The following is a 15824-nucleotide window of genomic DNA, read 5'->3' as shown; positions in this document are numbered from 1 at the left end:
ACTAAAGTAAAATCCTGTATATAAAATTCTATACAGGATTTTTTATTATAATATTTAAATAGTTATTCACAGATACCTTTATATTTGCATAAAGGACAAAATTTAGTGTTTTCCGTAGTTTTAAAAAAGCCTATATCTTTAGCTTTATTAAGTGTAGGGTCATCTAAGTAGTTTTTAAATATATCTATATCAGAGGAGATAATGGAATTTAATCCATTTAAATCTGAGTTTGAAAAATAGTACTCTGTAAATGAACCAGATGAAAGATATTCTAATCTACATATTATATTCCTTGCATCTATACCATATGTATCATAAACATACTTAGCATATACTAACATTTGATATTTATGTTTTTCATCTTCATTTCCAGTTTTCCAATCAACTATCACATACTTACCATCTGAATTTATATATAATAAATCTAATAGAGCAAATACTTTTACACCTTTAAAATCAAAGCTTGTAAAGTCATCATTTCCATTAATAATAACATTTAATTTATTTAAGCTTATGTCTTCAAATGTGTATGATAAAACTATATTGCAAATACATTTATTTAAAATGCCTTTTATTTCTTCGCCTTCAAATTTATTTATTTTATATCCATAATAGTATTCTTGAAGCATATTAAAACCTTTTATTTTGGGTGTCCAGTTAGAATTATAAGAATTACTTTTTATACAATCATTTTTAAAATTATAAATAGCAACATTAATATGTCTTTCTAAATAGCTAGGGCTAATAGTGTAGTTTGAATTAGTAGTTATTAAATTTATAAAATCTTTTGCTTTGTTATGTATTATAGTACCTGCTAAGCTATTTTTATTAGTAAGTTTCTTTAGTTTGTATATCTCACGGGTTTCATTGCTAACAAGCTCAGAGAAACCATTGTGAGAGCCATAGTAATTATAATAATATTCTCTTTCACATTTATTAAGCAAATTTAACCTTGAGGTAGACCATGTAAGTTCAGGATATGGATTAAGAGTATTAACCATAATTTAACCTCCTTAATTTGTGTAAACGTATGTTCTTTATATATTAATAATATAACCATTAGTACAATAAAATATTTTTTGAAAAATATACCATTTATTATTAAGATAGAAAAATATATAAGGTATTTCTTAAAAATATATGTAATAATATAAATACATATAAGTTTCATAATACATAATATTAGTATAAGCAAATATATAAGGAGGTCTATATGTACAATTATAAAAATGTAGAGGGATATTACAATTTAAATGATAGTGATTCTATTATATTTCAAAAATTTTGTAGTAAATTTTATGGGATATGGGAGTTTCCTCATAAGGTTGCTCCAGTTAAAGTATCTAGAGTAGAAGAGAGTAAGATAAATTATTTGAGGGTAGATTTAAAGGATGGAGATTGGTTACATATTGTAAATAATAATGGTAATATAGAGTGGTATTAAAATCAATAAAACCAGTATATATTATACTGGTTTTATTGTTAAGTTATTTGTTTATCATCATTTGATTGAGTAGATTGTGTATTTGGAGCTTTAGTATTTGAAAATTCTAGTTTCCAACTAAAATAATTATTGTTTGGATTTTTTTCATATCTCAAGAATGCATCAAACTTATTTCCATTCTTACTTTTTAATCCTTTAACCTCAGCTACGCCATCTTTTAATAACTTTTTTACCATTGTCTTGGTAGCTTTTTTACCAAATGCTTTTAAATAATTATCTTCTTTCCATACAACAAACTTGCATCCATTTCTCCAATTACTACAACCGAATCCTTTAGTTCCTTCAATAACAGGGCTATTGCAAAGTGGACAATTACCAAGAGATTCGCTAGATTTATTATTATTTTTGCTAGGATGAATATTTATTATAACACTAGGTTCATTTTTTATTGTATTTACAGAATCCTTTGTAAAGTCATAAATAAGATTTAAAAAACTTTCTTTATCTGATAAAGATTTTTCAATATCATATAGATTTTTTTCTAGTTTACCAGTATACTCAAGGTCGAATAATTCTTTTGTTGGGAAGGTTTCAACTAACTTATTACCTAAATCTGTTGATACTAAAGATTTTCCTTTTGATTTTATATAGCCAACGGATTTTAGCTTACTTATAGTTTCAGCTCTTGTGGCTGGAGTTCCTATACTAAATCCATTTAAAATTGTATCTTCATCATCAACTTTTTTTCCGCAAGTTTCCATAACTCTAAGTAATGTCTTTTCAGTATGTAATTTTGGTGGAGTTGTAGAATGCGTAGTTACTTCGCAGTCTTTAACACTTACAATATCATTTTTAGAAACATTAGGTAAAAGAGTATCCTTAGCATTTGATTTTTCAACCTTTTTCCAACCTTCTACAAGTTGAATCTTGCCCTTAGATACAAAAACACCATCTAAATCTACATCGTTTATTTTAGTTGTAATCTTAGTTTCTTCATATTCACTTACAGGCATAAACTGCATAATAAATCTATTTTTAATTGCATCATATACTATTTGTTCATCTGGAGTTAAACCTTTAGGCAGAATGTATGTTGGCATTATAGCACTATGGCTATCTACTTTTGAATTATCGAATACTCTTTTTGTTTTAGTAAACTTAATATCTAATTCATATGGTAAACCAGATTTGACAATATCTAAAACTTTTTTTGTTTTATCAACTAAACTTTCTTCGAGCACCATACTTGCTGTACGAGGATACGTTATATATTTCTTTTCATAAAGGCTTTGAGCAACCTTAAGAACTTTATCAGAAGACCAACCGTTATATTTACTAGTTACATAACCTTGTAGATTTGAAAGATTAAATAAAAGAGGTGGATATTCTTTCTTTAATTCAACATCTTTTTTTATAATAGTTGCATCCTTGTCCTTTATTTTATTATATACATCTTCTGCATCAGATTTATTATTGAACTTATCTTTAGTCTCAGAATCTTCTACAGTGTATATTCCTGTGTATTCTAAATCTAATTTAGTTTTAAACTTAGCAGAAAGTTTAAAATAGTCGGTAGACTTAAAGTTTTCTATCTCCTTACACCTATCATAAATTATTTTTAGAGTAGGTAATAAGACTCTACCTATATTTAGAGGTTGTCCGCTACCTTGTTGATACTTTAATGTAGCTACAGAAGTTAAATTTATACCGATAACCCAATCTGCCCATTGTCTACTAATACCTGCATCTCTAAGAGGAATCATATCGGTATTAGGTATAATATTTTTTAAACCATTTAAAACTTCTACAGGAGTCCACTCGTTTAATAAAAGCCTATAAACAGGCTTTTTTACTTTTAGATATATAAGTAGTAGGTCTGAAATAACCTGCCCCTCTCTATCTTGGTCACATGCAGATATAACACCGTCTACAGTAGGTCTTTCTATAAGTGATTTTATAATATTTACCTGTTTTAGAGCTCCAGTATCAGTTTTATTTCTATCTGTAGGGCTTGTTTTTACTTTATATTTAAATTTTTGAGGAATAAAAGGAAAGTTTTCCATTTTCCAAGAAGACATTTTTTCATCGTAGTCCTTAGCATCGTATAATTGAAGTAGGTGACCAAATGCCCAAGTAACAATATAGTCACTTCCTTCAAAATAGCCATCTTTTCGAACTTTTATATTAAGTGCATCAGCTATATTTTTTGCTACAGATGGCTTTTCTGCAATAATAACTTTCATTATTATCTACCTCCTTTTATTTAGTTTTAATTAAGCTTATATTATTACGTCTTAGATTATTTTGCAACTCAGAAATAGTTCTATCTTTTTCTATAATAAGTTTTTGCAAATCTTCAATTTGTTTCTCCATATTAAAAAGTTCTTCATTTAGTTTTTTATTTGATAACTTTAAATCTTGTATATCAATTACGGAGTATAAAATATTATCATATAATTCTTTTAGTTCATTATATTTAATTTTAAAATTTTTTAGCTCACTTCCATTTGAATAGTCAAATTCCATTTTACTACATTTTTCAATATATTCAACTAATACCTTATCATTATATAAAGTTCTTCTAGAAAAACTAGTATTTTCAGCGATATTTGATTTAGTTAATGAAAATTGTTTTATTGTATCTAGACTGTTAGATATAACATATTCTGATTTATTGATAAAACCTTCTACTTCTAAAAGCTTTTCTTGTGTTTTTTTGCTTAGAGTATCATAGTGAGGCATATCAAAAGCTTTCAATTTTTCAGATATATTTAATATTAGAGTTTTATCATCTATTTTATAGTTATCTATATCCATTTGTTAATCTCCTTTTGAATTTTATTTATATTTTTAGCGATGTATTCTGTATTAGGATATTTTTCAACAACATAGTTGTATCCATAAGTATTTAAATCATTTTTTAGAAGTTGTAGCTCTTTATTTAATTTATTCTCAATTAAATGCTTTAAAATATTTAATTCTCGTTCATACTCGTTTAAGAATGAACTATTTCTTTCTAATATTTTCTTGTTATGATTTACTACCTTGACTCTTTCTTCAAATAATTCATATGTATAGTGAATATCTTTATAAGTAAGTAGGTAAAGTAATATTTAAAAAGTATGAACCTATTTCTTTAGAAAAAGACTCTCTGTTTTCACATATTTTTTGTGTTATGATATTTATGCATATTCCGAAGTCATTTGTAGCAACAGGAGCAGATAATTTTTCTAATTTTTTTAATATAACATTTATATCAGTTAATATATTTAATTTATTTTTCTTTAAGAAACTATTCATTTTAGATATACTTTCTTTTAACAAGTCATCAGATAATAATAATTTATAGGTATCAGATTCAACATTAGAGCTATCAGCTTCAATTAAACCACCTGAATTTGGTGACATTAAAGAAAGTATATTTAGAGCTTCTTTTAAATCATTTTTTAATGTATAACTTTTATTATAATAATTAGTCATATCTTCTGAAATATGATTCATATGTGTAACTATAAAATCTAAATGGACACCTTGAACAAACAATTTAGTACACACAGTAACTCTGAATCTATGTGGATTTACATAATAAAAGTTTTTTTCCTTTATACTATCATAAGAAAGATTGTGTCGTTGCTCTTTAGTAAACTCTCTTTCAAATTTAGATTTGCTAGAAATATTTAGAATGTTTAAAGATTCTATTTCTGATTGAGATAGATTATCCAAATTAATATCATCAGAATGTCTTATATAAAATGAAACTAAGTTTTCTCTAAGTACTTCAGCACCTTTTTTCTGAAGACCAGTTCTTCCATCTATAAATAAGTATTTTTTTTCTATCTTTTTTATTTTCTCTAATTCATCTATTGGTATATTATTTACCATATTCCTTAGAACACTTACACGAGAAGGTTTAGGTAATTTGCTCTCCATGCCATTTAAAATTATTAAACGCCTAAGATTAGGTATTTCATTTAAGTTATCAATTGCATTAGACATTAATTGTTCACAAGTCCTATATGCATTTGAAGCAATATCTGATAAATAACAGAATGTTTCTTTATACTCACCGATAGTATCTTTAGTTTTAAATGTTTTAAATTTAAGATAATTGACCTCTTTACCTGAATCGATATGTATAGTATCTAGCATATTTGATTCAAGTAAAGAGGCTTCCTCAATTCTCATGCCAGTTTCTGCAAGTAATATTATTAAACCAGCAACTATCCTATTACTTATAGATAGTCTATTGTCGTTCATATCTTTTATAGCTAAAGATATTGTTTGATTTAAAAAGTCATCAGGAATATATTCATTTTTAGCAGTATATAACTTAGCTTTTGCGGAGTATTCGGTATTTTTATTTTCTATATATTCTAAGACATCTTCATATGAATAATCTGATATAGTTTTTAAGAAATTGAATAGTTTCTTTAAATATACACAAATATGCTCCAGAGAAGATGGGCTATTTGTATTTGACTGTTTATCTAGATATTGAGATATTACTTTTTTATTTAACATTATTATATATTTTTTTTCATCATCATACATAGCTCTAAAAAATCTTGATAGGACCTCAAACATCTTATGAATACTACCAAAGGCATTATTTGTAAATTTTATTTCATTTAGAACAACATGTTTCAGATAGAAAACATACTCATCAGGAATATTGGTAAAATCAAATCTATAGTTATTCTCACCACGATTGTTTGTATTAAGATAATTAAAATTCCAAACAATATCATCAAACCATATTGTCTCAGAAATTCTAAAATTTTGCGTAGAAGTAATATTGTGTTCTTTTCTTGATTTTAATATATTTACTATCAAGTTTAAATCAAAATCATTAGATTTAACTATATTTTGCATTTTATTTTCCTCCTTTTGAATTTTTAATTTTTATCATTTCATATAGATATTTTGCGAATAATTCTTTTTGAGTTCTATAGTATTCTATGTATAATGGATTTTCCGTGTTGGATATTTCAAAATCACACTGAGAGATTGCATCTTCAAATTTAGGAATTCTATTAGTTGATGTTACAAAATTTGAGCATTGTAAGCACTCACAGGCATTATAATCATTTTTTTTCATACATGAATTTGATTTACAGTTTCCTAAATTTGATTTTACAGGTCTCTCAAAATCTATTGATTCTGATTGAGATTCAGAATCGTAGATTATTTCACCATCTATAGTTACATTACTTAACTTAACTTTAGATAATGCCTCTACATACAATTGAACTTCATTAGCATTCCTATAATATTTTTTTGCAGTTTTATATGTTATACCAGTTACTTCACTAATATCATTTATACTAAGCCCGACTTTTACACCATTTTTAAATGCATTATTCATATATGTATGCCTTATATTATAAGGATAATAATCAGCATTATCTAAATTTTTACTTTCAGACTTAACAATATTTTTAAAATAGTTATAGAAGTCTAGGCGTTTTAAATGAAGTTTTGTATTAGACTTGTACTTATGAACAAATATAAAGTTACTTAATCTATCATCCCTACAATCGCTTATAAATAAATTTGTAATTTTTATAGCTTCTTCAATTAAATTTGCAGTAATAGGAGTTATAAGTTGTGTTATATATTCATGATTAGATGTTTTTAGTAAATATCTTAGTTCTATACTATTGTCACTTTTATATTTTATACAATCTCTAGTAAAGTTAAGTATGGAACCTATTCTTATATTGGTATGTATAAATAATTCAAATACAATAGCTTGTAATCTATTTATAGGAGATATACTTTGCATTTCTTCGAATTTACTATAAATAACATTAACATCGTTATCAGTAATAGGAGTTCCACCATTAGAGCAGTCAAGCTTCTTTAGATTTAAGATATTAAAATGTATTTGAGTAACATTATATTTATCCGTATGGAACTTCAAAAAGCGACGTATTTGTTTTAGTGCACTTTTTAAAGTGTTTTTAGACGAATATTCTTGTTCAACTACTTTTCTGTAAAAGTATAAAAAGTCATCATTAAATTCACTTTCAGAAAAATCATTTTGATACAAGGAACTAATATTATTTTTATCATAAGTATTTTTTACTTCTAAAAATTTTTTTATATAAGTTAAATCTTTTATATTTGTATGTATATCAGTACTTGAGTTCCATATGAAGTTTCTAATATCTTCTCTATATTTTTCAGGATAAATTTCTAAATTATAACTTTGTACATTTATATTACTTATTTTTGAATTATTCATAGTAAAGGAACTTGGTATAATACATACTTTATCAAATATAGGAGTAGGTTCTGCTGGGTTAAAAAATAAAAATTCATATCCATCAGTGTAGTATTTAGCGAAATTTTTTATATTTAAAGCAAGGTAAAAGACAGATGGAAAAATATCTATATTATTTTCATTAGAAAATTTATTTTTTAAAAAATTATATATGTATATAAGTATTTGTGTAGGTTTATATTTTTTATCAGTAAATTCATGGTTATCTAATTCTTTCATAAATTCAAATTGAGTATTAAACGTAGCTCTATTAAAGTCCCTAGGAGAATTAGGTATTTCTCCGTTGAAACTTTCTACGAAATAGTAGAGTACTAGATAAAGGCTTTTATTCTTTTTTAAATAATAAATTAAATCATTATTCAGAAAATCATTAAGAATAGATTTAATAAATTTATTACTAGTTCTAACATTATAATTTAAATATCTTTTGACCCTTCCATTATCACACAGAGAAGATATCATATGAGTACAATGAGAATTTATTGGGAAATCAGACCATATGTATTCTAAAAATTCTTTTTCACTTACATCATCATGTTCAAATGTATGGTGCCTACCTTTATAGTATGTGTCTACATTTAATAATTGAGAGTAGCTCTTTATATCACAACTATATACTTCAAGTTCACATAAGAATTTATAAAATTCCATATAAATTGATATATACTGATTAAAACCAAAAGTAGAAATATAACTTTCATTATTTTCAATATAATTGCTTATTAAAGTATCTTTATCATAAATACTATAGTTATTAATATAAGATAGCAGAGTAGAGCAAAGTATTGGAGTATTACGTATTCTACATAGATAGCTCCAATCTAAATCGTTTAACTTAATAGAAGATAGTGAATTTATAAATAGTATAAATCCAGTTGAATTTTTTAGAAATTCTACTGAGTTTGAGCCTTTTAAGAAGTCTTTACCATATTTATTTATAAAATCTAAAGTAGATAGTTTTAGTTCATCATCCTCAATTACGCATGATGCTAGATTGTTTAAATTAGATTTTGTATATTCTATCATTTTTTCATTCATGATAATACCACCTTATAATTTAGCTTAGTTGTGATTAATTAAAGAAGATATAGATGAAACCTCATCTAAAACTTCTTTTTCAATATTTATATATCTGAGTTTATCTATTTTTCTAGTATTCTCTAAAATATCTTCTTCAGTATTTCTTGCGTATATTTGAGTAGATGAAATACTAGTATGTCTCATTTTGTACTGTATGTAATCTAAAGGATAGCCATTTTGTTTTAGTAGCATAGCGTATCCATGTCTAAAACGATGACTTAGGCTATCCTTCTTTTTATCTTTATCGATACTGATTCCAACACCAACGAAAACTGTTTTTAAAAATTTATTCCAACCTGAATAACTTAAAGGAGCTCCATTTTTATTTAAAAATATATATCTATTAGTTATATTTTTAGATGTAACATTGTCAGCACTAGCGTATTTAGTAATATTAGAAATTACTTTATCGGAAGTATGAAAAACATTACAAGATATATCGATATACTCATCCAATAAGTACTTTATATTATCAGTAATAACAACTACTTGATAGCCTTTATCCTTTGTATTATACTCGCTACTTAAATAAGTATGTTTGTTTTTTACCTCATCACATCCCTTAGCATGTTGAAACTCCTTATCGGATAACCTATTTCTTAATATTAAATTATAGGCATTATCACTATCAGGATGCTTTTCGATATCTTCTATAGTTAGCCCTAGAACTTCACCTATTCTTAACCCAAATCCGTACATTAATTCAATTATTAACCGATTTCTTGTTTTTAGAGTATCAGATATATCTAGACTATCTATGTACTTTATTATTTTAAAGTATTCATCTAATTTTATATGTTTTGGAACTGTATTTTCGTGAGAGACATGCCTTCCTTTATTAGTAGTATAGCTAAGAACTTTAACTTCTTTTGCGTGTGCCATCATGCCGAAACCAGACTTAGCTATATAAGCAATTTTTTGTTCAAATAGTTTTTTATTTTCAATATTTAGGTATTTGAAATAACTTCTCATATTATCAAAGTATTTATTATGAGTAGATATAGACCTTGTAGTTTTAAGGTCAAATGTTATTGTATTTCCTTCTATGTATCCACCTGTTATAAAAAGACTAAATAAATCAATATCCTTATCATTAAATGATTTAAAGTCTTTATTAATAATTTGAGAAAAAGAGTATAGTAACTTTAAAAATGACTGTATTTGTTTTCTGGTATTTATGGACTGATATTTGTAATTGTCATTTATGTAGTTATAAACATCATCCAATACAGCTCCATTTTCATCGATTATAAATAAATATTCAAAATCTTTATAAGTTTTATTAATTCTTATATAATTTATTGTTTTTAATAACTTATCATCTATCCATACTTCATATGCTGTACCAAATTGGGTATCTATTTCTTTAATAAGTTTCATATAACATATCTCCTTCTAAGTGATTACTCTTATATTTATATTTTACCAAAATGTTCACAAATATACAAGTGAGTATACTGTTTAAAAAAGAGTAAAAAAATAGTCACTAGTATATAGTGTTATAATATAATTACACATACACATAAGTGAGCATACCTTCTCGATCATTATCTGTAGCATTAATTATATATTCTATATCATCTCTATGTAAAAGCTTCTTTACTGTTTCAAATTGTTTTTTCTTAGAATCATCTACTTTAAATTTGAATTTATCACTAGGTATAAATGGGAAGTTATCCATTTTCCAAGAACCAGAGTATTTATCTTTATCGTAGTCTTTCATATCATATAAAGATACAAGGTGACCAACAGCATAAGTAACTATATAATCATTTCCTTCAAAATACCCATCATTTCTAGTTTTTGCACCTAAAAAAGTTGCTATGGTTTTAGCAACTGAGGGTTTTTCTGCAAGTATAAGTTTCATATAAACCTCCTTCAAATACTATTTATATTATCATATAAAAAGAAAAGACTGCAAGGCAGTCTAGAAATTAAAATTAAAATTATTATTTTTATTAGTTAAACCTTTTATATAATAATTTGTAAAATTTGATGATTTATCTTCAATCAATTCAACAAAGCAAACATGATTTAAATTACAAATATTAATATTATAGAATTTATAATCTAAGATTGGACAAGAAATTGTGCAGGATGAATTAGGAAGTATATTGATTCTTTGGGTATCTGATAAAGATGTAAATATTTCAAATGACTTACTACTATCTATAAGACAACATCCATCAATTTTATTTCTTAAGTGTGGATAAAAATCACATAAGTTAGCAATATAGTCCATATTATTTGAACTTATATAGATTTCTTTGAATCCACAAAGAATTATATAAGCATTATTTGGGAATAAAGATTTTAATGTAATAATTAAGTCGTTTATAAAATCATTAACCTCAGTAGGAAAATAAAAATATATAGGATGAGTGTTATCTATAACGATATTTAAATTATCCAATAAATCAGTAATAGTTTTAGGATTTACTTTTGTACTAGATCTTAAGTTACTAAAAAATAAAAATAGGTCACCACAAAATTTTTTTTCATAAATACTTTCTAATTTCTGTTTCATCCAAGGGATGGGCAACAAGTTGATTTGATCAAAGTTATTATTCATATAAAATCCTCCCAACGTAGAGTAAGACAGTAATCCATTTAATAAATAATATTCTATAAAAATTCAACTTAGTACTAAATAATATGTGTAGAAAATATTGGTAAATAGCGATTTTTATAGACATAAAGTTACATATTTGTAATAATATTATCAAGAAGTAGTCTAAATTTATATAAAAATGTACATTTAGAAAACAAACCTTCAAGTGTTATATACACTTGTTTATAGGGAGAGGAGTTGATCAAGATTATAGTTAATTAAAACTATAATTGATATTTATGAATATTAGTAAAAAATATATACTTTCGGGAGTAATAGCAACATCTGTAGCTATACCATTATGTAGTACTATATCTAATGCAGATACAATTGAATATAGAACAATAACTGCAAATTCCGTTAATTTTAGAACAGGTCCTGGAACAAACTATTCATCTATGAAAAAGTTAAATAAAGGTGATACAGTAGAGTATATAGGAACTAGTGGAACTTGGATTAATGTAAGTTATAATGGAGAAGTTGGTTATGTACATAGTGACTACGTAAGTTCACCTGGTAGTTCGAATCAAACTATAACTAAAGTAGTTACAGCAACGACACTTAATGTTAGAAGTGGAGCTGGAACGAATTATTCCAAAATAGGAACATTATCAAAAGGAGATGAAGTTTCAGTTATATCAGAATCAAATGGATGGGCTAAAATAAACTATAAAGGAACTAATGGATATGTAAGTAACGATTATATAGTATCTAAAAATAATTCCGGATCAAGCTCAGAATCTATTATAAGTTATAAAATAGTTACTGCAACGACACTTAATGTTAGAAGTGGAGCAGGAACGAATTATTCCAAAATAGGAACATTATCAAAAGGAGATGAAGTTTCAGTTATATCAGAATCAAATGGATGGGCTAAAATAAACTATAAAGGAACTAATGGATATGTAAGCAGTGATTATATAGTATCTAAAGATAATTCCGGATCAAGCTCAGAATCTATTACAAGTTATAAAATAGTTACTGCAACGACACTTAATGTTAGAAGTGGACCAGGAACAAGTTATTCAAAGATAACAACTATAAGTTATGGAGCTGAAGTAGGAGTAATATCAGAATCTAATGGTTGGTCTAAAATAAAGTATAATGGAAAAACTGGTTACGTATCTAGTCAATACTTAAGTAATAAGTCGGAAGGATCAAATGATTCATCTGAAACTAATTCTAAGGTTGATAAGTTAATAAGCTTTGCGAAAACATTATTAGGTAAAGATTATTCTTGGGGAGCAGAAGGCCCAAACTCTTTTGACTGTTCAGGATTTACTTATTATGTATTTAAGCAAAGTGCAGGAATCACAATTCCAAGAGTATCTAAAGATCAAAGTAAATATGGTACTTATGTGAGTAGAAGTAGTGTTAAAAAAGGAGATTTAGTATTTTTTGATACTAATGGATCTAATGATGGAAATGTGAGTCACGTAGGTATATATATAGGTAATGGACAATTCATACATGCTTCATCAAGTAAAGATGAAGTAGTTATATCTGATTTTAATAGTAATTATTATACAAATGCTTTTGTTAACGCAAGAAGAGTATTGTAAATATTTTAAACTTAATGTATAAATAATCATTAATAATGAAAATAATATATACTATAGAACCAATACTATTAAATAACATATAAGGGGCGATAGTATGACTGTTGTAACTGATTTTTACCAATTTAAATATAGTCGTAACAATTTCTATGTAGAATTACTTATAAACAGAACAGCTCTTTTTTATATAGAAAAAGCATTAGAAGAACGATTAAGCGATCTACATTTAAGTAAAGACTCAGAATGTGCATATATGAGATTAAAAGAATTATTTCATGATTCAAGGATGGAAAGTGATTTACCTTATGTAGAGATTAGAATTAATAAATGCTATTTAAAGTATATGCAAAATCTATGTTATTATTTTCATAATAGAAGTGAATATGAACCACTTAAGATATTAAGTGATTATATTCAATATTTTTCAATATCTGATATAGATGGTATATCATCTTTTTCTGGATTAAACGAAGATATAAAAGTTAGAGTTTTATCTAATTTATAATAAATAGGGCTATCTCAATAACTTGATTTTATCAATGTAGTTTTGAAAATAGCCCATTTATTATATCAAATAAAATAATCTATATTAAAAAATTTTTTTGCAGTCAGTATAGTCATATACATCCATTAATGCTTCGCCAAATCTTTGATAATGAACTATTTCTCTTTCTCCTAAAAATCTTAAAACATTTATTATATCTACATCATCAGTTAAATTGATAAGTTGATAATATGTTGCTAAAGCTTTTTGTTCAGCAGCCATATCTTCATGTAAGTTAGTAACTGAGTCACCAAAAACATTTATATATGCTGCAGTCCAAGGTACTCCGTTTGGATCAGAAGGGAATGTACCGTGTCCCCAAACTGAATAATGTGACCCGAGTCCAGCTGCTTTTAATTCTTCTGGAGTTGCATCTTCAGTCAATTGATACAACATAGTAGAAATTATTTCAACATGAGCTAGTTCTTCAGTACCTATGTCTGTTAAAAGTGCGCGTGATTTTCCTGTAGGCATAGTGTATCTTTGTTGTAAATATCTAATAGCAGCAGCTAGTTCTACGTTTGGTCCACCTAATTGTGTCATGATGTACTTAGCCATGCTCAAGTTTTTACATCTTAAATTGACTGGAAATTCTAAAGTTTTTTGATATATCCACATAAATTTTACCCCCTAGTATACTTTATTGATTGAATTCTCTGTCCCATGGCCAAGGGTCACATATCCATTGCCATGGATATTGGCTTTGAGCATAACCAAAATTAGTTAAAGGACCAAATTTAGATTCATAAGCAGCTTTAGCTTGCTTAAATTGACAAACTAAAGAATTATACATATTTATAGCATTTTTATCTTCTGGATGTGTATCTAGATATAAATTCAATTCTACACATGCAAAACTTGTTTCTTGAACTTTTTGCAATAATTCACTTCTATCGCAGGATTGTCTCATTATCTTCTCCCCCTAACTCTATTTTTAGGATTTTTATATAAATCTGCATTATACATATCAGAGTCTATTAAGAATAGTTCTGGAAATAAAGTACCGTTTTTTAATGCAGTGGGAAGATTATAGACTTTTGTAAGAACTTGATCATTTACATAAGGTCTAGCTAGTTCACAACCACAGTTCTGTACAACTCCTCTGTTATTCTTTTCCATTGATGAAAAACCTCCTTGTCAAAATCTATAGCCAAGCTATGTACTAATATTATATTTATCAGTGTTTAAAATGTTACATATAAAGATGATAGAAATTTGAAATAAATATACTATTAAATACAGATAGTAAAATTTTTCATGAATATAGCTTATAGTATGTCTTGAATTACTAATATAATTTATGATAAAATAAATTTCATGTTCACATAAAAATGAGGTGATTTAATGAGTAATTTAGCAGGAAAAGGTTGTGAAATAATAGTACCTTTTGATGAAAGACAACCATTAAAAGATATAGAAAGAAGTATTATTAAGAAATATAGAAAGCATTTATGGTCGAAATTTATAAAAGCTATAAGAGATTATAATTTAGTTGAAGAAGGAGATAAAATAGGTGTTGCTATCTCTGGAGGTAAAGATAGTCTTCTTATGGCAAAAATGTTTCAAGAATTAAAAAGACATGGGCAAGTTAATTTTGAAGTTGAATTTATAGCTATGGACCCAGGATATCATAAAGATATAAGGCAGTTACTAATAGATAACTGTGAGTATTTAGATATACCAATACATTTATTCGATTCAAGAATATTTGAAATAGCAGATGAAATAGCGAAGGATTATCCGTGCTATATGTGTGCTAGAATGAGAAGAGGTGCTTTATACTCAAAAGCTGAAGAGTTAGGATGTAATAAGCTGGCTTTAGGACATCATTATGATGATGTTATAGAAACTACAATGTTAAATTTATTATGTGCTGGTAACTTTAAAACAATGTTACCTAAATTAGATTCTACGAATTTTGACGGAATACAGATAATAAGACCTCTTTACTATATAAGAGAAGAACATATAATAAGGTTTATACAAAATAGTGGTATATGGCCATTAAATTGCGCTTGTATGGTTGCAGCAAAAAAAACTGGAAATAAAAGATATGAAATAAAAGACCTTATAAAAAATTTAGGGGAAAACTTTAAAGATGTAGAAAAATCTATATTTAAAGCAGCTGAAAATGTAAATATAGATTCTGTTTTAGGATGGCAACAAGATGGAGTAAAACATTCATTCTTAGAAAAATATGAATAAATAAAAAACCGTTGACTAATGCATTAATAATTAGTTAACGGTTTTTTATTTTATTGTAAAATGATAGAATATATATAGACATATTTAGAGAGGGG

General features: G+C 26.2%; 14 protein-coding genes and 1 pseudogene. 4 read left to right on the top strand and 11 right to left on the bottom strand.

Going from position 1 to position 15824, the window contains the following annotated elements:
- Positions 1 to 62: 62 nt before the first annotated feature.
- The gene (locus I2A66_RS10940; protein WP_195251643.1) at positions 63 to 1001 is read right to left on the bottom strand and encodes a PD-(D/E)XK nuclease family protein; all 939 of its coding nucleotides are present in this window, start codon (positions 999 to 1001) and stop codon (positions 63 to 65) included.
- Positions 1002 to 1213: 212 nt separating this feature from the next.
- Here I2A66_RS10940 and I2A66_RS10935 point away from each other — a divergent pair, with 212 nt between their 5' ends.
- Entirely contained in the window at positions 1214 to 1444 is a 231-nt protein-coding gene (locus I2A66_RS10935; protein ID WP_195251640.1) for a hypothetical protein, read from the top strand.
- A 38-nt stretch (positions 1445 to 1482) separates the two neighbouring features.
- Here I2A66_RS10935 and I2A66_RS10930 read toward each other — a convergent pair whose 3' ends face one another.
- The 7 genes and pseudogenes from I2A66_RS10930 to I2A66_RS10900 all read right to left on the bottom strand — a co-directional run bounded on the left by I2A66_RS10930 (position 1483) and on the right by I2A66_RS10900 (position 11382).
- On the bottom strand, positions 1483 to 3687 hold the full coding sequence (locus I2A66_RS10930; RefSeq protein WP_207734763.1) for a type IA DNA topoisomerase: 2205 nt from the start codon (positions 3685 to 3687) through the stop codon (positions 1483 to 1485).
- 16 nt (positions 3688 to 3703) lie between these two features.
- Positions 3704 to 4261 carry a hypothetical protein gene (locus tag I2A66_RS10925; protein ID WP_195251639.1) on the bottom strand — a complete coding sequence of 186 codons (558 nt, stop codon included), beginning with the start codon at positions 4259 to 4261 and terminating at the stop codon, positions 3704 to 3706.
- 270 nt (positions 4262 to 4531) lie between these two features.
- Positions 4532 to 6316 (bottom strand): tyrosine-type recombinase/integrase, encoded by a 1785-nt coding sequence (locus tag I2A66_RS10920; RefSeq protein ID WP_195251637.1) that lies wholly within the window; start codon positions 6314 to 6316, stop codon positions 4532 to 4534.
- Position 6317: 1 nt separating this feature from the next.
- Positions 6318 to 8768: a site-specific integrase gene (locus tag I2A66_RS10915; protein WP_195251628.1), complete on the bottom strand. Its 2451-nt coding sequence runs from the start codon at positions 8766 to 8768 to the stop codon at positions 6318 to 6320.
- Positions 8769 to 8792: 24 nt separating this feature from the next.
- Positions 8793 to 10190: a tyrosine-type recombinase/integrase gene (locus tag I2A66_RS10910; protein WP_195251626.1), complete on the bottom strand. Its 1398-nt coding sequence runs from the start codon at positions 10188 to 10190 to the stop codon at positions 8793 to 8795.
- Between the two features lie 148 nt (positions 10191 to 10338).
- Positions 10339 to 10677 (bottom strand): annotated as a pseudogene (locus tag I2A66_RS10905) (toprim domain-containing protein); the annotation flags it as partial.
- A gap of 60 nt (positions 10678 to 10737) precedes the next feature.
- A complete protein-coding gene (locus I2A66_RS10900; RefSeq protein ID WP_147515756.1) occupies positions 10738 to 11382 on the bottom strand; it encodes a hypothetical protein in 645 nt (214 codons plus the stop codon).
- A 278-nt stretch (positions 11383 to 11660) separates the two neighbouring features.
- Between I2A66_RS10900 and I2A66_RS10895 the strand changes: the two genes are divergently transcribed.
- Together I2A66_RS10895 and I2A66_RS10890 are read left to right on the top strand one after the other, a co-directional pair.
- Positions 11661 to 12983, top strand: a complete 1323-nt coding sequence (locus I2A66_RS10895) for a C40 family peptidase (RefSeq protein ID WP_195251619.1) — start codon at positions 11661 to 11663, stop codon at positions 12981 to 12983.
- A 94-nt stretch (positions 12984 to 13077) separates the two neighbouring features.
- Positions 13078 to 13485 carry a hypothetical protein gene (locus I2A66_RS10890; RefSeq protein WP_122641261.1) on the top strand — a complete coding sequence of 136 codons (408 nt, stop codon included), beginning with the start codon at positions 13078 to 13080 and terminating at the stop codon, positions 13483 to 13485.
- Positions 13486 to 13569: 84 nt separating this feature from the next.
- Here the strand turns inward: I2A66_RS10890 and I2A66_RS10885 are convergent, their stop codons facing one another.
- The 3 genes from I2A66_RS10885 to I2A66_RS10875 are packed head-to-tail and all read right to left on the bottom strand — an operon-like array spanning position 13570 to position 14643.
- The gene (locus I2A66_RS10885; RefSeq protein ID WP_195251617.1) at positions 13570 to 14142 is read right to left on the bottom strand and encodes a manganese catalase family protein; all 573 of its coding nucleotides are present in this window, start codon (positions 14140 to 14142) and stop codon (positions 13570 to 13572) included.
- Between the two features lie 22 nt (positions 14143 to 14164).
- Positions 14165 to 14434, bottom strand: coding sequence for a spore coat protein CotJB (locus tag I2A66_RS10880; RefSeq protein ID WP_147515757.1), 270 nt, complete (start codon positions 14432 to 14434; stop codon positions 14165 to 14167).
- Positions 14434 to 14643: a spore coat associated protein CotJA gene (locus tag I2A66_RS10875; RefSeq protein ID WP_122641264.1), complete on the bottom strand. Its 210-nt coding sequence runs from the start codon at positions 14641 to 14643 to the stop codon at positions 14434 to 14436. Before I2A66_RS10875 ends, I2A66_RS10880 begins: the two co-directional genes overlap by 1 nt.
- Positions 14644 to 14868: 225 nt before the next feature.
- Between I2A66_RS10875 and I2A66_RS10870 the strand changes: the two genes are divergently transcribed.
- Positions 14869 to 15729 carry a tRNA 2-thiocytidine biosynthesis TtcA family protein gene (locus tag I2A66_RS10870; RefSeq protein WP_122641265.1) on the top strand — a complete coding sequence of 287 codons (861 nt, stop codon included), beginning with the start codon at positions 14869 to 14871 and terminating at the stop codon, positions 15727 to 15729.
- Positions 15730 to 15824: the final 95 nt, after the last annotated feature.

This window comes from Romboutsia sp. 1001713B170207_170306_H8, assembly GCF_015550495.1.
Taxonomy (GTDB): Bacteria; Bacillota; Clostridia; order Peptostreptococcales; family Peptostreptococcaceae; genus Romboutsia_E.
The sequence above is the reverse complement of the archived record's forward strand: the minus strand, read 5'-3'. Positions and strand labels throughout refer to the sequence as shown.

Coding starts and splice junctions, on each gene's coding strand:
- I2A66_RS10940 (WP_195251643.1), bottom strand. CDS start 1,001: ATGGTTAATACTCTTAATCCATATCCTGAACTTACATGGTCTACCTCA.
- I2A66_RS10935 (WP_195251640.1), top strand. CDS start 1,214: ATGTACAATTATAAAAATGTAGAGGGATATTACAATTTAAATGATAGT.
- I2A66_RS10930 (WP_207734763.1), bottom strand. CDS start 3,687: ATGAAAGTTATTATTGCAGAAAAGCCATCTGTAGCAAAAAATATAGCT.
- I2A66_RS10925 (WP_195251639.1), bottom strand. CDS start 4,261: ATGGATATAGATAACTATAAAATAGATGATAAAACTCTAATATTAAAT.
- I2A66_RS10920 (WP_195251637.1), bottom strand. CDS start 6,316: ATGCAAAATATAGTTAAATCTAATGATTTTGATTTAAACTTGATAGTA.
- I2A66_RS10915 (WP_195251628.1), bottom strand. CDS start 8,768: ATGAATGAAAAAATGATAGAATATACAAAATCTAATTTAAACAATCTA.
- I2A66_RS10910 (WP_195251626.1), bottom strand. CDS start 10,190: ATGAAACTTATTAAAGAAATAGATACCCAATTTGGTACAGCATATGAA.
- I2A66_RS10900 (WP_147515756.1), bottom strand. CDS start 11,382: ATGAATAATAACTTTGATCAAATCAACTTGTTGCCCATCCCTTGGATG.
- I2A66_RS10895 (WP_195251619.1), top strand. CDS start 11,661: ATGAATATTAGTAAAAAATATATACTTTCGGGAGTAATAGCAACATCT.
- I2A66_RS10890 (WP_122641261.1), top strand. CDS start 13,078: ATGACTGTTGTAACTGATTTTTACCAATTTAAATATAGTCGTAACAAT.
- I2A66_RS10885 (WP_195251617.1), bottom strand. CDS start 14,142: ATGTGGATATATCAAAAAACTTTAGAATTTCCAGTCAATTTAAGATGT.
- I2A66_RS10880 (WP_147515757.1), bottom strand. CDS start 14,434: ATGAGACAATCCTGCGATAGAAGTGAATTATTGCAAAAAGTTCAAGAA.
- I2A66_RS10875 (WP_122641264.1), bottom strand. CDS start 14,643: ATGGAAAAGAATAACAGAGGAGTTGTACAGAACTGTGGTTGTGAACTA.
- I2A66_RS10870 (WP_122641265.1), top strand. CDS start 14,869: ATGAGTAATTTAGCAGGAAAAGGTTGTGAAATAATAGTACCTTTTGAT.